The organism is Rhodothermales bacterium (assembly GCA_034439735.1).
Taxonomy (GTDB): Bacteria; Bacteroidota; Rhodothermia; order Rhodothermales; family JAHQVL01; genus JAWKNW01.
This window is the reverse complement of sequence record JAWXAX010000205.1, coordinates 1-19,507: the sequence shown is the minus strand read 5'-3', so window position 1 is coordinate 19,507 and position 19,507 is coordinate 1. Positions and strand designations below refer to the sequence as shown.

The window sequence follows — 19,507 nt, the reverse complement described above, 5'->3', positions numbered from 1 at the left end:
CGCCAGCCAGCATGCCGGCCAGGAGGCAAAGTGACAGGAGTGCGGTTCCGTAAATGACCATGGATGCTCAATTTTTGCCTCATGATCCCCCAACGCACCTCGAAATACAAGCGACGTTTCCGGGAGATTGCGCCAAATCGAGCGCGTCGCATCGCTACTCCGGCCGCCCGAGCGCCACCATCGTCTTCATCTCGGTGGCGTCTCCGATATCGATCAGATACATATAGACGCCTGCGGCCACGCGCCGGCCCGACGCATCGCGACCGTCCCACCGAATGTCATGCACGCCCATCCCCTGATACGCGTCCGCCAACACCCGCAGGTCCTGCCCGAGCGCGTCGATGACGCGCACCCGCACGTAGGTGTCGCGGTGGAGGGTGTAGCGGATGGTAGTCGACTCGGTAAACGGGTTAGGGTAGTTCTGGTCGAGCACGAATACCTCCGGCAGGGGAAGAGGCGATTCGATAGGTGTAGGCACCGACGCGCGGCGGTAGCGATAGACCTGACTGCCAAGCGCAAAGGCCAGGGAGTCGTTGACCACGCGAATCCGGTTCAGCCGGCCGTCGGGGTCCACCACCTGCGTCCAGGTCTCCCCGCCGTCGTCCGTGAATGAACTCGTGCCGCGACCTCCAACCCACCCGGTGTCGGCGTCGATGAACCCGATGCCCTGCAGGCCGGCCGGCCGCGTGCTGCCCGTGACGGCCAGCGGCTCCCAGGTCACGCCGGCGTCGGTGGTCTTCAGCACCTTCGCCTCGGCGCCGGTGTCATTGGCAAACGGATACTCCACCGAGATATAGCCAATATCCGGGCTCGGAAACGAAATCTTCCAGCCCCACTCGCCGCCGATGCCTTGTTCGACCGTCGTGCGATGCCGGATCGACCACGTCACGCCGCCGTCGTTTGTCCCGACGACGACGGCATCTCCGGTGAGATCGCGCCGGGTGCCGCCTACCGCCACGCCGTTTAATGCATCGAAAAAGAAGACGTCAATTAGCGTCCCGATGCCGAGGGACGACAGGTCACTCGCCGTCCACGTCTGGCCGCCATTGACGGTTTTGATGACAATGGGAGGCCCGTCGAACCGGCCGACGGCATACGCCACCTGTTCATCCACCACCCAGATCCCGCAGATGCCCGTCGGCGAAGGACCTGCGATCCGCGCAGTGATGTTGGTCCAGGTCGAGCCGCCATCTAGCGTTTCAAGCAGGGCTTGCTCGTTGTCCAGCGTGCCGATCCATCCTTTAGTGGCAGATGCAAAACCCGCGCTCCGCAGATAGGCATTGAGGCTGGCGACGATGGACCACGTCTCGCCGGCGTCGGTCGTACGATACACACGGCCACTTCCTCCCACCACAAAGCCAATGGACTCGGTGGCGAACGCGATATCATCGTACCGCCCGCCAGGCAGGCGAGGGACGCCATTCAGCGGCTCCCAGGCATCTACGATCCCCGGCTGCGCCCCCACGGGCCGCTCTGGGCCGTATACACACAGAAGCAGCATCAGCACTGAAACGCGTAATCCCATGCGTCCTACCCTATACATCGTCAGGAAATGCAGACCCAGGCACTCCCCGGTAAGGACGCGATACGTCGCGTCCCATTCGGACAGTCCCAGCTATAACCCAACCTACTTAAAGTACCACGAGAAGCGCGACTGCGAGGGCGCTTCCCAGCGATCGCCCGTACGTTCCATGTCAAGCGCCGCGAGAGCGCCTGTCAGGTCGACCGGTTGCGGGCGCGCGACGATCTGGTCCAGGTCGTGGAGCGCCGGCGGCGCGTAGGCCTTCCAGTCTTCCATGAACGTAGCCATCGATTTCTCCTCGTAACGACGGCTATCGAAAAAGAGCTTCATGAATTGCGGTAATGACTGCGTTCCATTGCTGAGCCGGCGCAACTCCAGATCTAGCAAAAACGCCACCGACGCGCCTTCGTTGTAGGCGTATCGGTTGGCCATCGTGTCGTCATAAAACCGGGTACAGGCGGTAAGGAGGGAGAGCCGGCCGGCCGGGTCGGCCTCGCGGGCGCGGTCCGACTGCATCTGTAAGCGATTGACGAGCTGTTCGGGGGAGATGAGGCCGGCGCGCATGAGGATCAGTGTGCTGAAGTAATCCGTGATGCCTTCACGGATCCAGCACGAATCCGCTCCCCACTCCGGCACCTGCACATAGTTGAGCGCCTCGGTCTCGTCGCGACGATCCCACGTATGCACGAACTCGTGGGCCAGCAGCCCAAGGAATCGCAGTCGGTCCCGTTGCCAGATGGCTCGGAAGGTGAGCCCCTCCCGGAAGTTGAATTCGATGGTATTCGATTCCGCGCTGGCTCGATACTGCTCGCCCTGGTTGGTGTCGCGCATCATGAGCGTGAGCTGGTCCATGGGGGCTTCGCCGCCGAACATCTCGATCCCCGCGCTCACGACCTGGCCGGCCGCGATCAACGCCTCGGGGTACCCTCGGATGTCATCCGTGCCGGTCCATACCAGCGTGAGATCCAGGTTTTTGAAGCGCCGGCTCACGGTTGAACTGTGCGCGAACGCTCCAAAATAGTTATTGACGAGGGCATACACGGAAGGTACGCGGGAGGCGTCGCCGGAAATCGACCACGGCGTCACGACATCCCAACCCGGGGGGACACTCCAGATCAGATCGATCGGTTGGTCGAGCCGGGTACGTGCAGGCAGAATAAACGCCATGCTGCCACTCAGAAAGGCCACGTGATCATTCATCTGCGAGATGGCGCCGCCCCAGGCCAGTTCGGCCAGCACACGCGCGCCCTCCGGATTCAAGACGTAGCTGAACGAATAGGAGTCGCCCTCCACCTCAACTTCCCACACGTTCGCCTCAGCCAGACGGTGCACGAGCGGACCCGTTGCGTCGAAGAACGATAGTTCGGATACAAAAAATGTGACGGCTCGCTGGTAGGTACGCGGGAAAAAAACCCGATGTGAACCCTGGCGCACATCGGTCACGTGACCCGTGATGCGCATCTCCTGACGCGCCGGCTCGATCGCTATTTCGTAGGTGAGTGCCGCCGGCTGTGCAGACGCCGACAAGGGCCCTCCACCCAGCATCGGTGCGACGATCAGAAACAGTACTACAAACGGCATGTATTTCGATGGCGATGGGATAACGTCCACAGCAATGACCCGCTTCGGGGTTCTTGTTTGGATCGGGATTATTCGGTAACTATGCACCCGCCCGAACCCCAATACGTAGTTCCGAACGCGATAGCTAGCTGCTCGCCGCTTCCTGCTCAGCCCTATGATCGTTATCAAAGTCAGAACGCCGAACTGCCTCGTGCTCGAATGCCCCAGCGATCTGGGCAACCTGGATGCGCTGGTGGATGAGACCGGCGCGTTTGTGGAGGAAATCGGGCTCGATGAGGAGCTCGCTTATAAGATCGTACTGCTAATGTCCGAGGCGGCAACAAATGCCATAACGCACGGAAACGCAGAAGATCCGGCAAAAAAAGTCGACATAGAGCTTCGCTGCGCTCCCCGGCAGATTGCGCTAATCGTGGAAGATGAGGGCGAAGGATTTAACCTCGATGAGATCGAAGACCCCATCTCGGCGGAGAACCTGATGCGGGGTGGGGGGCGAGGCTTGTTTTTTATCCGTGAAATGGCCGAGGAAGTCCATCTGGAAAATAACGGCCGGCGAATACGAATGATCTTCCATGTTCCATGACGCCCGCTGGCGCACGCTCGGTTGGACAGCTGCTTTTCTGGGGTTGATCGCCGGCATCGCCTATGGTGCCCGGATGCCCTCGAACTGGCCGCTGTTTGTAGCTTTCACCCTGGCGGCGTCCCTGCTGCTCGCCGCCATCGTCTGGCGCGGGGGCCTCACAACAGGCTGGGTGCTCGCCATCGCTCTCGTGATGCGGCTCGGGTTTGCCGGCTGGCCGCCTGTCCTGTCGGACGATGCCTACCGCTACGTGTGGGACGGCATGCTTCAGGCCGAGGGGGTTAACCCATATCGACAGACACCCGATGATCCCTCGCTTGTTCATCATCAGACGGACTCTCTGTATCAGGTCCTGAACTCGAAGTCCTATCACACGGTCTACCCCCCGGTTTCCCAGGGTATCTTCTTCGTCGGGGGCTCGTTTTACGAACACGGGTGGATCGTCAGTTATTATGTGATCAAGTCCATGCTCATCGCGTTCGAACTAGGCGCTTTGATCATTCTGAGCCGGCTTGTAGCCGCGCCGGCGCTTGCGCTCTACGCCTGGCACCCGCTGGTGCTCATCGAAACAGCCGGACAGGCGCACACGGAGTCGGCCGCGCTCTTTTTTATCGTCGCCGTGATCTGGCTATCGAAAAAAGGGCGAGGGGGATGGGCCGGCGCGGCGCTGGCCGGCGCGGGATGGACGAAGCTCTACCCGTTTGTCTTTTTCCCCTTTTTGATGATGCGCCATGGCTGGAAAGCCGCGCTCGCCGGCGGGGCCGTTGCGGTGGCGCTAATCGCGCCGTACTGGCACCCGGCTTTTCTCGACAACATCCGGTCTTCGCTTGATCTGTACATCCGGTACTTCGAGTTCAACGCGGGGCTCTATTACGGGGTAAAAAAAATCTTCCTGCTGGCAACGGGGGAGGATTGGAGCAAGCAACTCGGGCCGGCGTTTCGCACCCTCTTTCTGATTTCTCTCGCCGGCATCGCCGTCTACGATGCACGAAAGAGGCCGACCCTGTCTCGGATATTTCTGCTGGCTTCCACGGCGTTTCTGGTATGTTCTACGACGGTGCACCCCTGGTACCTGGCGCCGGTGCTCCTGCTCGCCGTACTCGAACCACGCACCCCGTGGCATTTCCACTGGCTCGCGACGTGCTCGCTCGGGACGTATCTGCTGTATATCGATGGGCCTTACTGGTTCTTTGTCAACCTCGCCTGGTGGGGCTGGCTCGTAATCGGAATGCTCATGTACTGGCGCCCCCTCGTGGATAAAGCCTTCTCTGTGATGCGACTCCGCGCTACCCGAAAGGCCAGGCGCATCCTCCACTTCCTCCCCCGGATAGACGGACGGCTGCTCCGCGTGCTCGACCTCGGGGCCGCCGAGGGCTACGTCGGCGAGGCGATCCACCACCGCACTGGCGCCGAGGTTACGCTGGCCGATGTGGAAAACATGAACCGTACGAAACTGCCGCACGTGTGCTACGATGGCCGCCGGCTCCCGTTCGATGACGGGGCGTTTGACGCGGTGGTCCTGTACTTCGTGCTCCACCACTGCGAGGACCCCGAGCAGGTGTTCGCCGAAGCGCTCCGAGTGTCGAGCGGCCGGCTCATCGTCGTAGAATCGGTCTACCGAACCGAACAGGAGTTAAAACGGCTCACCACACTCGACAGGCTCGCCAATCGCATCCGATCCCTGGGTGTCATGCGGGGCCAGGAGCCGTTTCTACGATTCAGGAAGGCGGATGAATGGAAAGAGCTGGGCCTCGCGAGCGGGGCCGGCTGGGTGGCGGAAGGGGAGTGGGGCCATGCGCTGCACCGGAAATATCTCTTCGTCCTCGACAAGAAAAAGGTACCGCCCTACCCTGGCCGAAAAAAACCAGCGCCCCCTGCTTCCTGACGCCCATGGCCGGCTGCGACCCCGGGCCGCGCGCACCGGTTCAGAGCCCCGCCAGTAAGTGGTACGGGTCCGCCATGGCCTCATCTACATCCATCCATTGGTAGCCATCGAACCGCCGAAACCACGTAAGCTGGCGTTTGGCGTACCGGCGTGTGTTCCGCTGGATCAATTGCCGCATTTCCTCCGCATCAATCTGGCCTTGAAGCATCGCGATGGGCTCCTGGTAGCCGATCGTCCGGAGCGCCGGCAGATGCGGCCCATAGCGCGTCAGCAGGCCGCGCACCTCGTCCACCAGGCCGGCATCGAGCATGGCATCTACACGGCGGTCGATCCGATCGTACAGCACTTCACGGTCTGTATTCAGGATAATGGTGCGATAGGTAAATGCCGGCGCTTGCCGGAGACCGTGGTAGTGAGAGAGGGGGCGACCCGAGCCGTAATACACCTCGAGCGCGCGTACGAGTCGTTGGGATTTAGAGGCATCCATCGTGGCGGCCGAGGCGGGATCGACTCGCTCAAGCTCCCTGTACAGCGCTTCGGCGCCCTCCTCAATCAGCCGCATGTTAATCGTTTCACGCAACTCGGGCGTCACATCCGGGATATCCGCCAGACCGTCCTGTAACGCCGCCAGATAGAGGGTAGACCCACCGACGACCAGCGGAGTCTTGCCTCGTGCGAGGATAGCCCGTATACACGCCTCGGCTTCGCGCACATAGATGCCGGCCGATAGCGGAGCCTCCAGGGGCCAGATTTCGATCAGGTGATGCATCACCCGTTCGCGCTCCGCATGGGAAGGCGGGGCGGTACCAATGACCAGCTCACGGTAGATCTGCCGGCTGTCCACGGATACGATTTCCGCTCCAATCCGCTCGGCTAACGCGAGGCTCAAAGCCGTCTTTCCCACGGCTGTGGGGCCCGTGAGAACAAGAATCGATTGCAACCGGCCGGCCTCAGTATGTGGGCATGGAGGGATCTATTTCCCGGCTCCAGGCGAGGATGCCGCCTTTCAGATTGCGTACATTCATGAACCCGTTCGCGATCAGGAACTGGACGGCGTTAGCCGAACGTGCGCCCGAGCGGCAGTGCACGACGAGCAGTTGATCGCGATACGGCTCCAACTCGCCGATGCGCGCGGGCAGCGTATCCAGGCGGATCAACGTCCCGTTCAGGTTCACGGCAGCAAACTCTTCTTCGCCGCGCACATCGACGAGCATGGGCGTCTTGCCCTCGTCCATCAATGTTTTTAACTCACGGACAGTCATTTCTGGAATGGCGGGCGATCCAAACATAGGAGTAAACGCTATCTTCTACGAACGCTGGTGGGGGCTTCTCGGGGGAGCAAGCGCGGCCGGCTCAAGCCGGCGTCGCGCGGCAGCGATCGAGTCGCCATGCATGAACAGGCTGACGCCGCTGACGACGAGTAAATCAGTCAACAGAAAAAAAGTTGCCTCCTCGATAGGCAGCCCCAACAGCATATAGCCCGTCGAATACTCCGCGGCGATGGTCCAGATCTCGAGCCCGATCGCCAGCCGATCCGCCGCCCACAGGTAGACGGAGGGTATGAGAGTCGCAGCCGCCATGAGGCCCAGCCTGGGCCCGAAAAACGGGCCAGCGAACAACCACATGCCGGCGATCACCGGGCACGCCCAGGCCAGAATCAACCCCAGATACGTCATTCGATCCCCCCCGGCGATCAGCAAGTACGCGCCCCAGAGGCTCAGTACAACAAACACGACGGCGACAATCGCTCCACTCCGCGACGACCCCCGCCCAGTGCGCCCCGCAAAAAAAAGGGCATAAACAAGGCCGGCAAGCCAGGGCTGGAGGAGGAAAAATAGGTATTCCTCGATCGGGACGTACCCGATTGTGCCTACCACCCGATCGGCGCCGTACCACCAGATCGACCGGTACACCAGGTAATTGTCCCAGGGTGTGGTATAGACCAGCGCGATCACCATGGTGAGGGCGATGGCCCGCCATGCGCCGGCCAACACGCCGCGACGCCACGCCATGAGCAGAAGGATCGCCAGAGGCGGGAGGATAAAGACACAGTGGAAACCGAGGTAGGTCATGATAAACGAGAACTGGGGAAAGCGGCTCAAGCGCTGTATTGAGGCCGAAAAACGCTGCCCGATGGTTAATTCACAAAAAACAGTGCGGCCGGCGTTTTCTACCAGCCGTTGCATCAACGATCTTGGACTACGAAAACGTCAGGAAATCCTGCTCCGTCCACGCTATATCCTAAGAATGTATGGATATCGACTCGACTGCATTACTGCTCATGTTGCTCAAGAACCAGGCGATGCTGGAAACAATCTACGAGAGCCAGTCCCATATCATAGCCCGGCTCGAATCCCGCGAGCAGGAGGACGTCTATGCCGAAATGCTGCAGAAGCAGGAGCTTATCGAGGAGCGCCTCATGCAGTTCTATCGCGACGCCCTCGCCCTGAATATGCCGCCGCCGATGACCAAGGGCCAGGCCTAAGCCCGGTTTATACTTTCCTGCGCTCGAGGTCCCGGATCAGCACCCGCGCGGCATTTCGGCCCGAAGCCCCCATGATGCCTCCGCCCGGATGGGTCGACGCCCCCGTCAGATATAGCCCCTTTACCGGACCGCGGTAGCCGGACATCGATAACGAGGGCCGAAACATGAACATTTGATCGATACTCATCTCCAGGTGCATCACGTTTCCCCGAAATAATCCCAACTCGCGTTCCAGCCAAAGGGGGTGCTGAAACAGGTAATCAACGATACTCGCGCGGGTACCCGGCGCATAGACCTCGAACCGGTCAATCAGCGTTTGCGCGACGGAATCGCCGATATCATCCCAGGACTTCCCGCCGGCCAGCGCGTACGGATAATACTGTCCCCACAGCCAGAGCACCTCACACCCCGGCGGCGCGAGCGAGTCGTCCACGGCGCTAAACGTCATCGCCACGATGGGGGGGACACGCGAAGGTTCGCCGCGAAGGTAATCTCCGTACGCAGCGTTGATCTGATGTTGCGACTCACATAGTAGTTGGAGTCCTGTTCGGGCTTCGATGCCGGGAGACGCGGCGTAACGGACCGGACGGTCGAGGGCGAGTCTCACTATCGCTCCGAACCCGTTACCCATGCGGAGACTCGCGGCCTCGGGCGGACGCACGTCGGCCGGCAAAAGCCGGTTAAGCGTTTCATTAATGTGCGTCCCGGACAATACGGCGCGAGCGGTATAGTTTTTGTCGCCAACCCGTATGCCGACAGCGCGTGTTCTTTCCATGACGATTGAATCGACCGGCGAGCCGGTAAACACGCTGCCGCCATGCGACTCTATGTGGCGCCGTAACGCCTGGGTCAGCATGCCTGAACCGCCCCGCGGCCGCGCAACACCGCTTTCGTGGTAGAGCGGGTGCCACAACAAGAAAGGACCGGACAGGGGCTCGGTAGGAGGGGGGCCGGATTGTGCCGCCATCCAGAGGAGCGGGGCCCGCACTTTTTCCTCCTTGAAATACTGCGCGATCACTTCGCCGTACGGCCGCATGATGGATTCGAGCGCACGCTTCCAGTTAAGCTTCGACTTCCGGAAGATCATCGTCTTCCCGAGTTCGTAGGGACCCGGAACGCTCAGAAAAGCATCCCGGACGGCGCGAGCGAAATCAATCCAATCGTCGTAAAAGCGCTGATATGCCGCCCCTTCGCCCGGAAACCGGGATTCGATGTGCGCCACGGTCTTTTCGACGCTGCGGTAGATGAACAACGCATCGCCGTCTTCGAACGGGGCGACGAACAGAGGATCCAGGTCGATGTACTCGAGCCCGAATTTCTCCAGCCCCAGTTCCTCGATAATCGGGGTGAGCCGGATGAGAATATGGGCGCTGCCCCCGAGGTCGAACTGATATCCGGGAACGCGTTCCTCGGTCACGACGGCGCCCCCGACCACGTGACGCCGCTCAAAAACACCGATCCGGTAGCCGGCCTGCGCCAGGTAAGCGCCCGCGATCAGGGCGTTGTGGCCGGCGCCTATAACGATGACATCGAAATCCAAGGGAGTAGAACTTTTACGGCATCAAATACGAAGGACACCCGATAGTACACCGTTTCTCGCTTCTGTACTCATTGTTTAAAGATCTAAATAAGAGCGCCGATGTACCTATAAGGAGCCCCATCCCGTCCGCGGGCTCGGGCCGGAGGCTCCAACTTCAGCCGAAATCTGACGAGCTATGATCGCAATGGATTGGGTATTTCAACTTCTGAGTGTAGTCATCGCGTTCGGACCGATTGTCGTCGGGATCGTCCTCTGGCACTTCGTATGGAATCGCGATTCCGGCTCGTCCTCCAATCCACCGCCACCTCCTCCGAACGGGCCGGAAAGGAAGCCCGTACCGCCCGCACCTCGCTTTAGCAGCGACCGGAGCCCGGTCGTCCATCGCCGCGTGACGATGGCCCACACGCAACGCCTCCGTACGCGTTTCTGAGCGCATCGAGTTGGCCGCTACCCTGGTTTTGACGGCTGAGGCCATCTTCGAACGAGCCGTCGGCGCCATGCTCGTGTACGATTCGGCGGGCCGGCATGTCCGGGTCAATCGGGACCTACGAAGACATCACGCGCGGCAAACGATCCGCGGCCGATTGGCTGGAAGCCCAACTTCGACAGGCGCAGAACTCAAAACGATCGGCACCCTCGCCGGCGGCATCGCCCACGATACTCCAGAAGCCGTTCATCCGAAAAGAGCTGCGTGAAGCCGTGATGCTGGCCATGCGCGACCGGGCCTGAGTCAAAAAGCGATCTTGCAGGCTTGCACCAAGTCCCACCACTCCTTATACTCTTTAATCCCGATAATAAAACTTATCGGGCCTAAAGAGTCTATAGATCTTGTCTTAAGGGGTTTACCGTGGGTACAGATTCGTCCTCCAATTCGCGTCCAAACGCATCCCTAGTAAAAGCCGGCGCCTTCGACGCGGCGTCCGTATTCGCCGCCATGGCGGATGCCGGGACCAATTTGCTTGCCGCATTCCTGCACAAACACAGCAAACAAAACACGGAAGCCAGCTATCGGAACGACATCGGACAGTTTTTCGGCTGGGTTGCACAGCCGGCCAATCCGTCGGCTGACGACGATCTCGAAGAACCATCCGTCGGTCCGGCGACGTTTGTGAATGCGGATCATGTGGCGGTCGTCACGTTCCTGCACGCCAACGAGTACCTGCGAATCCTGGAAGTCGAGCGCGAACTAAAACCCAGCACCATCGCCCGCAAGATCGCGTCCATCCGGTCGTTCTTCGACTTCTGCATCGCCGTACAGGTGATCCAGGGCAACCCGTTTAACAAACACACGCTGCGCAGCGTAGCAAAACACAACCGGGATGCCGTGCCGGTTTTTCTCTCTGAAGCCGAAGCGAAACGACTCATCGCAGCGACGGCCCTCGCCGGCGCGGCCGCTGTGCGGGACCGCGCGCTCATCCTCGTCATGATCCATACGGTCGTGCGTCGATCCGAGGCGTCGAACATGAACGTGGAACACCTCCGGCCCGTAGGCGCGCATTGGATACTCGATATCCCGGATTCGAAGAGCGGCGGTAAATGGAAAAAGGTCCCCGCCCACATCGTCAAGGAAATCGAGGACTATAAACAGCACTATGGCGTACTAAGTGGGCCGTTATGGCGGAGCTTTTCGAACCGTAGCAAAGGCGAGCGTTTGACGGCGGACGCCATCTATCGCATCATCAAGCAAACAGCCAAAAAGGCCGGCTTCCCGTCTCAGATCGCCGACAAGATCGGCGCCCACACCCTCCGGCACTCGGGCATTTCCATCGCGCTGGAAAACGGCGCCACGCTCCAGGAAGCGCAGGAGCACGCCGGCCATGCCAGTGTCGAAACCACCATGATCTATGTCCATCGCCGTAACAAACTGGAAAAAAACGCGGCAGACAAGATAAACCTCGGCTGAGACGTCAGGCTTCTTTGCCCATCACACTTTCCAATGCATCATAGATGCGCGCGCGGGTAAACGGCTTGGCGATATAGCCGTTAAAGCCGCTTTTAATGAGCTGCTTGCGGATCACGTCGATCGGCAAGGCGGACACAGCGAGCACCGGCACACTCTGATACCCGTCCACGCGCCGCACATCCGCCAGGAGCTCAAACCCCGAGCGCGAGCCCCCCAGGTTGAGGTCCATCAGAATAGCCTCATAATCATCCTGCTGGGCTTTCTGGAGCGCTTCGGTAGCATTCGACGTCACGATCACCTCATACCGATCACGGAGCAGCAACATCATCAACTCCTGGGTGTCGAGATCATCCTCGATAACCAACACCCGTTTTTTGACGGCACTGGAGGCCGATGACCGCTCGCCAAAAACGGCTTTCCCGCTGTGGCTGCTTCCAATCGGAAGCCGTACCGTGAAGCGGGAGCCCTCGCCGAGTTGACTTTCGACGGTAATCGTTCCTCCCATTTGCTCGGAAAGCAGTTTTGCCACGGCCAGGCCGAGGCCGCAGCCGGCGTACGACCGCCCCTCGCCTTTGGTCTCCTGGGTAAACCGATCGAAAATGAAGGGCTTAAACGAATCGCTGATGCCGATGCCGGTGTCGTCTACTTCGACACTCACCATGCCGGCCTCGCTGCTGACCGTGATCGTCACTTCGCCCCGCCGGGTGAACTTGATCGCGTTGCCGATCACATTACCCACGATGCGCCGGAACGCCGCCCGGTCCAGGTAGGCCTTTACGGGCTCCTTGATGACCATTTTCAAGGGGATGTCGTACTGATCCGCCTGCGGTTTAAATAACTGTAGCAGACCCTGGCACTCCAGGGTGATGTCGATCAGTTCGATGGATAGTTCGGCCGGCGTATCCCCTTCATGCGAGGCCATGCGAAGGATCGCGTTCAGCGTCTCCAGCAACCGGTAACCACTGTCCGTGATGTACCTCGCGAACTGCATGTCTTGCCCGCTCAGCTTGCTCGCCAGATGCTCCGCAAAGCCGATCATCGACGTCAGCGGCGTGCGAATCTCATGGCTCACATTGGCGAGGAAGGCCGATTTTGCCCGCGATGCGTCGTCCGCGCCGTGCGACACCAGACCCACACCATACTGGCCGGCGTGGCCTGAGATGTCCGATGCCATCGTAAGGGTCAACTTGCGGTTCTTACGGTCCTTGCCCAGCGTCACCGAATGCAACGCGAGCAACCGCGTGTCGCCGGCTTTGGTCCGGATCGATACACACTCGACGCCCTTGCGGCTATACTGCTCCGCCAGCTTCGGATCCTTGAGCTGGATACGCTGCCCGCGGACCAACCGTGTCCAGGCCGTCAGTGTCGTCGTCTCTCCGACGGGATACAGGGAAAGATCCACCCAGGCCCTGTTCATCTCCAGGATCGTCCCCCCTTCCGCATGCAATAGCATCGGGAATGGCCCTGCCAGGATGAGTCGGGCCAGCGCCTCATCGATGCCACCTGCAATAACGGCATTATCAGACTGAGGGGCGTCGCCGGCTTCGGCCAGCCGGATCCCGATACCGACACGAGCCGCATCGGTTGAGGGGCCGCCGAATACAAGCTGCACCACATCCAGTTTGGAGCCCTCAAACGTCAAGAACTGAATCCGAAGAGGCACATTGCCAAGGTCCCGCGTCGGGATCACTACGGTCTCTACCTTACTGGCGTCGCGCTCGAAAAAGGCCTGCTGGATGGCCTTACCGACACGCCGACTGTACACGGCCGGCAACTTCTCCAGGTAGTCGCGCTCCAAATGAAACGCTTTGACCTGCAGCAGCCCCTCAAAACGACCGCTGACATGGAGGATGTTGTACTGATCGTCCACCAGCAAACTCGGCGGCATGTACTGTTTGATGAGCTGCTCCTGGTGGAACCGCACCAGCTCCCGCGGCGCCACGCCGGCGCCGTTCATCGCGCTCGCGGCCGGCGCACTCACCGGAGGGGTCGACTCGTCCCCATGGACCTCATTGGACGGTGCGGATTGGACAGCCTCGGCCGTCCCCATCATACCGTCGCTCTCACTCAGCGCTCCAAATGCATCATCAAACGCCGGTGAAGACGCCCGTAGGCCCTCTTCGCGCGGCGAAATAGGCTCTCTGTGGGCCGGCGCGTCCGCAAACACATCGTGTGCGGCCCAGGCTACCCGCGGCGGTGCCGGAATCGGGTCTTCGGCATCTTGACGGTTGGCGCGCAGGGGCTCCGTCGATGCATAGAGGCTCTCTTCCGAAAACTCCGGCAACGCTTCCAGCCGGGGCGCAGGTAGCGTGTCGTAACGAGATTCCTGCGCCTCTTCGGGCGGCGGAGGCTCTCTGCGAACAACAGTCTCAACCTCCGGCTCCGAGATTCCGGGTAGCTCTAGCGCATCGGGCACGTCCACCTTGGGTGCATTAACCGGCTCTTCCTCGCGCGAGATGCTACGACGGGCATCGACCAGATCTTCCGGTTGAAGGGACAACTCGGCCGGGAAAACGGTGTCTTCGTCGAGAATCTCATCAAAAAACCCGAGTCCCGCCGGAGTATCGGACGTTTTCAGGCGATAGATCTGATAGGTCTCATCGACTGGAAGAAAGGCATCGGGCAAACCCGAAGCGAACTCTTTATCACCCAGAAACAGGAAGGCCTGTGGACGCAACGCGTGGTGGAAAAACGAAACAATTTGCCCCTGACTCTCCTTTTCGAGAATGGCGAGTAGATGGCGGCACGTGATGAGATCGAGCGTCTGAAACGCTTGATCAATGAGCACATCGTGGGTAGAGAAGGTAACCGAGTCGCGCACGGCCGGGGCCACAATGAAGCCATCGGGCTGCCGGATGAAGTAGCGTTCCAGACACCCGCCCGACATCTGTCGCCGAATCGTGTCCGCGTAGACCCCGCCCCGTGCGACGCGCAGCGCCGCCTGGTCGTTATCGCTCGCATAGATCTTGATCCGCGGCGGCGACTCGAGCGTCGAAGCATATTCAAACAACAAAATCGCGACGGAGTAGGCTTCCTCACCGGTCGTACATCCCGCTACCCAGACACGAACCGTATCGGATGCGTTTTTGTCGCGAAACAGCGTGGGAATAACGTGTTGATCTAATGCCGCAAAGGCTTCGGGTACCTGAAAGAAGCCGTCCATTTGTATCTCGGGATGTACCAAAAGGGGCGCTATGTCTCGTACAGATGGGTAAAACTCGAATTCTCCCGCAAGAATTCGACCATTTTCGCCCGGGTGGGGCGTCATGTATAGACGATGGTACATCGTTACGAAATGGACCGGCTGCGTGAAATGCCTGAAAATTGCCGCCGCGCGAAGACATCGAGGTGATGGGCGATAAACAGGGCTGTACCCATGGCGATGGACCGCCGACGAAGGGTGAGCCATGTCTGCCAGCGCTCGGCGTCCAGTTCGGGGTGCCCCGTCAACTCGCGTTCGTACCCATTGAGCATGGCGTATAAATATGCCGCTTCGCCGGCAATAAGTTCACCCTCACTGGGTGTACCCACCATCCAATCCGCCCCCCCGGCATCTACGGTCGCGATGTCCGGCCGCTGCGATAGGTGATACACAACATGCCGGCCCGTCTGGCTCCGCGGGCACTGCTCGATCGATGCGCCCCGCAAGTCCATCGACCGGTGATACAACTGCTCCACCCGCTGGTCGAACGCGGCATCGATAACCGGAAGCCAGCTTGAAATCCCATCGAACGTGATCGGGAAATAGAGACCTCCCCCGGGAATGACGGCGGCAACCAGTAGCGTCATGAGGGGCTCGATCTCGAAAAGATCCAGAAACGCCTGTGCGATGAGCAGATCGTACGTTGCCCCCGACGTCTGTCGTAAAAAGGAAAACACATCCGCCCGGGTCAGCACGACCTCGACACGGCTGCCGTCCCGTGTCAGCACGATCTGATCGGCAGCCGCATCATCCACCTCATACCCTTCCTGCTCTCCGAACGCACAAAGCTGGATGCGTAGCGCCGTGAGATGCGCCGGCTCGATCTCGACCACCGTATAGTGCAACTCGCGAACGGTCGTCCGGGTGAGCAACCGCTCCAGCATTCCACCCACGCCGGCGCCTAGTTCGAGGACACGGGTGGGACGATCTACCGGCGACTCCGTGAGTCGGCGCATTGCACAGGCCCAGATCCGCTCGTTGAGGGCGCGTTCGTCTATCGGCCGCTTGGCCAGCAAGAACGTCGCGTAGCCGGACGCTTCAACCGCATCCTTCATGTGGCCGCCCGTACGCGGTGAGAATAGGAGGCTCGGGCCAGTTCGTCTTCCCAGATTCGTACCGTCACTTCCTCCAGGTGGCTGGTCTGGATCCCGGCGCGGAGCCCGTCGCAGAAGATGCGCGCGAAATGCTCGATGCTCGGATTGAGGCCGGCGAACTCGGGTAGATCGTTCATCGTGGTGTCGCGATAACGGGCGATCAACCCATCCATGGTCGCTTTCACCTCGTCGATATCCACGAGATAGCCGTATTCATTGAGCCGCGGAGCCTGGAGCTGAACTTCCACCGTAAATACGTGGGAATGCCATTCATTTTCGGGGCCGGCATTGGGGACCGTCAGGAAATGCTGGGCGACGAACGTTCGGGTGACCAGAAGGCGATACATTGACAGTATGGGGCTAGTGAGGGTGTAGGCTTCCGGGTGGGTACGTGAAGATGATCTGGATGGCGCTTCCCGGATCGGTTTCCAGGAGTGCATACGCCTCGGCGGCCTTATCGAATGGAATCCGGTGTGTAATCAGCCGGGAAGGGCGTATGTTCTGAAGCACCTCGAGAACCAGCCCGAACCGCCGCTGCTTGGTCCACCTCCCGAGCAACCGCGGGGGGAGTGCGCTGACCTGGCTGCTCACGATCGATTGCTTGGCCCTATGGAATCGTTCGCCGAGACGAAGTTCAACGGGGCGGGCGCCGTACCAGGAGCCAATCACGATGCGGCCTGCATATCCCGTCAGGGCAAGCGCCTGATCCAGCGCCTCGGGATTACCCGTAACCTCGATGGACAGATCCGCCCCGCCGGCCGGATCCGCCCCGTGAAAAAGGTCCTGCAGCGCCGCGCCATCGGGCGGCAATGCGCGACGAAAACCGAATGCCTCCGCCTGCCGCCGCCGCAGCGGAAAGGGGTCGACGCCGGTGGAATCGACATACTCCCCCAGCAGGGCCCCCGTCAACTGCCCCACGACGCCGAGGCCAAACACCAGGACACGTTCTCCGGGAAGCGGTGAGGCATCATGGATCAACCCCACGGCCGTTTCCATGTTCGGCAAGAAGACCGCGTCTTCGTCCGCGAGCGTTCCGGGCAGGCGTATCAGCCGTTCACATGAGGTGGTGAAGCGTTCGGTATGTGGGTGGAACGCGAAGACGCGCCGCCCGAGCCAGGCCTCGCCGGTCGCATGGCCTGCCGCGTCTCCCACCGCTTCCACCACCCCGACCACCGCATAGCCATAAGGCATCGGATACCGGGGCGGGCCCGAGACGGCATCGAGGGTAATGTCCACGTCGGCCGGCGCCGCGCCTCGGAAATAGAGCATTTCCGTGCCGGCGCTAATGCCCGAACAGAGGGTGCGGACCGTCACTTCACCCGGCTTTGGCGCCGGGATCGTGTGTGTATCGAAGCGAACATGGCCCTTGCCAGTAAATAAAAGCGTTCGAGTAGATGCCATGCGATACGGGGGTGGAGGCACACCGGCTCAGGACCAGACCGGATCGCCGTGGAGCACCAGATCCGCCCCGGCCCAGAACACATGCGCTGGCGCGAGGCGTGGATACTGGAAGGTCGCAGATGCGGCAGCCCGCTTTCGGCCAACGGAAATAACCGATTTCCCGGCTAGATACTGCATGGACAGTGTCACGACCAGATAATCGACGAGCCGTTCGCGCAGAAAGCTCTCGATGACCTGGCTCCCTCCTTCGACCATCAGGGACCGGACACCTCGATCGCCGAGATATTCGAGTAACGCGGTGAGGTCGACCCGTGAAGAGGCCGTCGCCGGCAGGTGCACGACCTGAGCGCCGGCGGCGCGCAGCATCTGCTCGGCCTGGACGCAACAGCCCGCCGTAGTCGCGACCATCGGAGCCGGCGCATCCGTCGAAAGCAATCGCGCCGTCGGAGGCATGCGCAGGCGAGAGTCCAACACGATCGGGCGCGGATTCGCACCGCTCACAAGGCGCGTCGTCAGGCGCGGGTCGTCTGAAAGCACGGTCCCCACACCCACGAGGATCGTGTCGTGCAGGGCCCGGAGCGCATGGGTGTAAGTTGCGGCCGCCTCCCCACTGATCTTGAGCGGCTTTCCATCCGCCTGCGCAATCGACCCATTGAGGCTCTGCGCATAACAGAGTGTGACACAGGGCCTACCCGACGCCTCGTAATGCGTTTCGGCTTGCCGCCGCATCGATTCCAGAGCGCGTGTAGCATCGGGGGGTAAGTCCATGTTCATCGAATGGCGCGACCAGATGTCCGATCGAAAAAATGTAGCTTTCCGAGGTCGAGGCGCATGGCCACCAACTGCCCCGGCGCCGGAAGCGCCTGGGGAGCCACACGGGCTACGATGGCGTGACCATCGAACTGGGCGTAGATAAAGATTTCGTTCCCCATAGGCTCGATAACGTCGAGCCGGGCACCGATCGGGTGCGACAGTGCCGGCACACTCACTCCCCCCTCGATATAGAGATCCTCGGGCCGAAACCCGAGCCATACCTCTTCACCAACAGCCGCTCCAAGCGCCGCGCGTACTTCGGGTTCAGGTACGGATACGGGGATGGTCACCCCGTTCCCCTCGCTCTCGAACGAAAAGCCTTCCGCTGTAGAAACGAGCCGGCCCGGTAGGAAGTTCATGGCGGGGCTTCCGATGAAGCCGCCGACAAAGGCGTTTGCGGGATGATTATAGAGGTTGAGCGGCGTGTCGATCTGTTGAATGACTCCGTCTTTCATAACCACGATGCGATCCCCCATCGTCATCGCCTCCACCTGATCGTGGGTCACATAGATCATCGTCGCCCCCAGCCGTTGATGCAACCTGGATATTTCCGTGCGCATCTGCACGCGCAGTTTCGCATCCAGATTGGAGAGGGGCTCGTCGAACAAGAAGACACGCGGCTTGCGCACGATGGCCCGGCCAACCGCCACCCGCTGACGTTGCCCTCCCGATAACTGAGCGGGCTTGCGATCCAGAATGTCCCGAATGCCCAGCACATCCGCCGCCTGCTCGACTCGTTGCCTGATCTCCTCTTTCGAATATTTGCGCAACTTGAGGCCGAAACCCATGTTTTCGCGCACCGTCATGTGTGGATACAGGGCATAATTCTGAAAGACCATGGCGATGTCTCGGTCTTTAGGAGCGAGTTCGTTCACCACCCGATCCCCGATCGATAACGTGCCATCCGTGATGGACTCGAGGCCGGCTATCATCCGGAGCGTCGTGCTCTTCCCACATCCCGACGGCCCCACCAGCACGACAAACTCGCCATCGGCGATCTCAAAACTGGCGTCGTTCACGGCGACCATGCCGCCGTCGTACACCTTCCTGATGCCGTCTAGACGTACGCTGGACATAGCGAATACAAGCGAATACGATGGATTAGTGATACCAGAGTCGACTAAGATAAGACGACGGGTCGAGAAAGACAGGTCGAACCCAATTATTGGGGATGAGGCGTGAAATGACCACTTTCTTGTAGGATTTATCAATGTATAGCGGCAGTTTTTAACTCATTTTATCGCATAGCCCTTATTAATTCACCTATTCCGTGGTAACGCATGACCTGTCGTACCTTATCTTCCCGGACGCAGATGTCCCCCCGAGCGTGCGCATTCCGGCGCCGTCTCGATCCGCTGTCTATCTAACGGATGTCCCTGATGCAGCACGGCAAACAGAAAGCGACCATCTACAATGTGGCGGAGCGGGCCGGCGTGGCCATTTCGACCGTCTCCCGCGTACTGAATAACTCCTCGGATGTATCGGACCTGACGCGCGCGCGCGT

General features: G+C 60.5%; 18 protein-coding genes. 6 read left to right on the top strand and 12 right to left on the bottom strand.

From position 1 onward, the window contains the following. Nucleotides 1-154: 154 nt before the first annotated feature. Both SH809_15265 and SH809_15260 read right to left on the bottom strand, forming a co-directional pair. Nucleotides 155-1,501, bottom strand: a complete 1,347-nt coding sequence (locus tag SH809_15265; GenBank protein MDZ4701067.1) for a T9SS type A sorting domain-containing protein — start codon at nt 1,499-1,501, stop codon at nt 155-157. A 126-nt stretch (nt 1,502-1,627) separates the two neighbouring features. Next, on the bottom strand, nt 1,628-3,103 hold the full coding sequence (locus SH809_15260; protein ID MDZ4701066.1) for a hypothetical protein: 1,476 nt from the start codon (nt 3,101-3,103) through the stop codon (nt 1,628-1,630). 154 nt (nt 3,104-3,257) lie between these two features. Here SH809_15260 and SH809_15255 point away from each other — a divergent pair, with 154 nt between their 5' ends. Next, nucleotides 3,258-3,683 (top strand): ATP-binding protein, encoded by a 426-nt coding sequence (locus SH809_15255; protein ID MDZ4701065.1) that lies wholly within the window; start codon nt 3,258-3,260, stop codon nt 3,681-3,683. Beyond that, nucleotides 3,673-5,565, top strand: a complete 1,893-nt coding sequence (locus tag SH809_15250; GenBank protein ID MDZ4701064.1) for a class I SAM-dependent methyltransferase — start codon at nt 3,673-3,675, stop codon at nt 5,563-5,565. The genes SH809_15255 and SH809_15250 overlap by 11 nt, the downstream gene beginning before the upstream one ends. 40 nt (nt 5,566-5,605) lie before the next feature. On the opposite strand, the gene miaA is transcribed toward SH809_15250, so the two are convergent. Genes miaA through SH809_15235 form a run of 3 tightly spaced genes read right to left on the bottom strand, consistent with a single transcriptional unit; the run spans nt 5,606 to nt 7,667 of the window. Beyond that, nucleotides 5,606-6,505 carry a tRNA (adenosine(37)-N6)-dimethylallyltransferase MiaA gene (gene miaA, locus SH809_15245; GenBank protein ID MDZ4701063.1) on the bottom strand — a complete coding sequence of 300 codons (900 nt, stop codon included), beginning with the start codon at nt 6,503-6,505 and terminating at the stop codon, nt 5,606-5,608. Between the two features lie 10 nt (nt 6,506-6,515). Continuing rightward, nucleotides 6,516-6,854: a rhodanese-like domain-containing protein gene (locus SH809_15240; GenBank protein ID MDZ4701062.1), complete on the bottom strand. Its 339-nt coding sequence runs from the start codon at nt 6,852-6,854 to the stop codon at nt 6,516-6,518. A gap of 18 nt (nt 6,855-6,872) precedes the next feature. Then, on the bottom strand, nt 6,873-7,667 hold the full coding sequence (locus tag SH809_15235) for a lycopene cyclase domain-containing protein (protein ID MDZ4701061.1): 795 nt from the start codon (nt 7,665-7,667) through the stop codon (nt 6,873-6,875). A 149-nt stretch (nt 7,668-7,816) separates the two neighbouring features. Here SH809_15235 and SH809_15230 point away from each other — a divergent pair, with 149 nt between their 5' ends. Then, nucleotides 7,817-8,050, top strand: coding sequence for a hypothetical protein (locus SH809_15230; protein MDZ4701060.1), 234 nt, complete (start codon nt 7,817-7,819; stop codon nt 8,048-8,050). Between the two features lie 7 nt (nt 8,051-8,057). Here the strand turns inward: SH809_15230 and SH809_15225 are convergent, their stop codons facing one another. After that, a complete protein-coding gene (locus SH809_15225; protein ID MDZ4701059.1) occupies nt 8,058-9,590 on the bottom strand; it encodes an NAD(P)/FAD-dependent oxidoreductase in 1,533 nt (510 codons plus the stop codon). Nucleotides 9,591-10,115: 525 nt separating this feature from the next. Between SH809_15225 and SH809_15220 the strand changes: the two genes are divergently transcribed. After that, nucleotides 10,116-10,319 carry a hypothetical protein gene (locus SH809_15220; GenBank protein MDZ4701058.1) on the top strand — a complete coding sequence of 68 codons (204 nt, stop codon included), beginning with the start codon at nt 10,116-10,118 and terminating at the stop codon, nt 10,317-10,319. A 118-nt stretch (nt 10,320-10,437) separates the two neighbouring features. After that, nucleotides 10,438-11,493 (top strand): tyrosine-type recombinase/integrase, encoded by a 1,056-nt coding sequence (locus tag SH809_15215; GenBank protein MDZ4701057.1) that lies wholly within the window; start codon nt 10,438-10,440, stop codon nt 11,491-11,493. 4 nt (nt 11,494-11,497) lie between these two features. Here SH809_15215 and SH809_15210 read toward each other — a convergent pair whose 3' ends face one another. The 6 genes from SH809_15210 to ugpC all read right to left on the bottom strand — a co-directional run bounded on the left by SH809_15210 (nt 11,498) and on the right by ugpC (nt 19,079). After that, nucleotides 11,498-14,656: a CheR family methyltransferase gene (locus SH809_15210; protein MDZ4701056.1), complete on the bottom strand. Its 3,159-nt coding sequence runs from the start codon at nt 14,654-14,656 to the stop codon at nt 11,498-11,500. Nucleotides 14,657-14,781: 125 nt separating this feature from the next. Continuing rightward, complete coding sequence (locus SH809_15205; protein MDZ4701055.1) at nt 14,782-15,750, bottom strand: hypothetical protein; 969 nt, start codon at nt 15,748-15,750, stop codon at nt 14,782-14,784. After that, nucleotides 15,747-16,136, bottom strand: coding sequence for a 6-carboxytetrahydropterin synthase (locus SH809_15200; GenBank protein ID MDZ4701054.1), 390 nt, complete (start codon nt 16,134-16,136; stop codon nt 15,747-15,749). Before SH809_15200 ends, SH809_15205 begins: the two co-directional genes overlap by 4 nt. Nucleotides 16,137-16,149: 13 nt before the next feature. Further along, nucleotides 16,150-17,190: a zinc-binding alcohol dehydrogenase gene (locus SH809_15195; GenBank protein ID MDZ4701053.1), complete on the bottom strand. Its 1,041-nt coding sequence runs from the start codon at nt 17,188-17,190 to the stop codon at nt 16,150-16,152. 27 nt (nt 17,191-17,217) lie between these two features. Further along, nucleotides 17,218-17,964, bottom strand: coding sequence for a RibD family protein (locus SH809_15190; protein ID MDZ4701052.1), 747 nt, complete (start codon nt 17,962-17,964; stop codon nt 17,218-17,220). Then, complete coding sequence (ugpC, locus tag SH809_15185; GenBank protein MDZ4701051.1) at nt 17,961-19,079, bottom strand: sn-glycerol-3-phosphate ABC transporter ATP-binding protein UgpC; 1,119 nt, start codon at nt 19,077-19,079, stop codon at nt 17,961-17,963. The genes SH809_15190 and ugpC overlap by 4 nt, the downstream gene beginning before the upstream one ends. A 294-nt stretch (nt 19,080-19,373) precedes the next feature. Here ugpC and SH809_15180 point away from each other — a divergent pair. Continuing rightward, nucleotides 19,374-19,507 (top strand): LacI family DNA-binding transcriptional regulator (locus SH809_15180; GenBank protein MDZ4701050.1); only part of this gene is annotated, 134 nt, incomplete at its 3' end.

Bases quoted from the DNA above. Each gene is read 5' to 3' on its own strand.
- SH809_15265 (MDZ4701067.1), bottom strand. From the start codon at position 1,501: ATGCTGCTTCTGTGTGTATACGGCCCAGAGCGGCCCGTGGGGGCGCAG.
- SH809_15260 (MDZ4701066.1), bottom strand. From the start codon at position 3,103: ATGCCGTTTGTAGTACTGTTTCTGATCGTCGCACCGATGCTGGGTGGA.
- SH809_15255 (MDZ4701065.1), top strand. From the start codon at position 3,258: ATGATCGTTATCAAAGTCAGAACGCCGAACTGCCTCGTGCTCGAATGC.
- SH809_15250 (MDZ4701064.1), top strand. From the start codon at position 3,673: ATGTTCCATGACGCCCGCTGGCGCACGCTCGGTTGGACAGCTGCTTTT.
- SH809_15240 (MDZ4701062.1), bottom strand. From the start codon at position 6,854: ATGTTTGGATCGCCCGCCATTCCAGAAATGACTGTCCGTGAGTTAAAA.
- SH809_15230 (MDZ4701060.1), top strand. From the start codon at position 7,817: ATGGATATCGACTCGACTGCATTACTGCTCATGTTGCTCAAGAACCAG.
- SH809_15220 (MDZ4701058.1), top strand. From the start codon at position 10,116: ATGTCCGGGTCAATCGGGACCTACGAAGACATCACGCGCGGCAAACGA.
- SH809_15210 (MDZ4701056.1), bottom strand. From the start codon at position 14,656: ATGGACGGCTTCTTTCAGGTACCCGAAGCCTTTGCGGCATTAGATCAA.
- SH809_15205 (MDZ4701055.1), bottom strand. From the start codon at position 15,750: ATGAAGGATGCGGTTGAAGCGTCCGGCTACGCGACGTTCTTGCTGGCC.
- SH809_15200 (MDZ4701054.1), bottom strand. From the start codon at position 16,136: ATGTATCGCCTTCTGGTCACCCGAACGTTCGTCGCCCAGCATTTCCTG.
- SH809_15195 (MDZ4701053.1), bottom strand. From the start codon at position 17,190: ATGGCATCTACTCGAACGCTTTTATTTACTGGCAAGGGCCATGTTCGC.
- SH809_15190 (MDZ4701052.1), bottom strand. From the start codon at position 17,964: ATGAACATGGACTTACCCCCCGATGCTACACGCGCTCTGGAATCGATG.
- ugpC (MDZ4701051.1), bottom strand. From the start codon at position 19,079: ATGTCCAGCGTACGTCTAGACGGCATCAGGAAGGTGTACGACGGCGGC.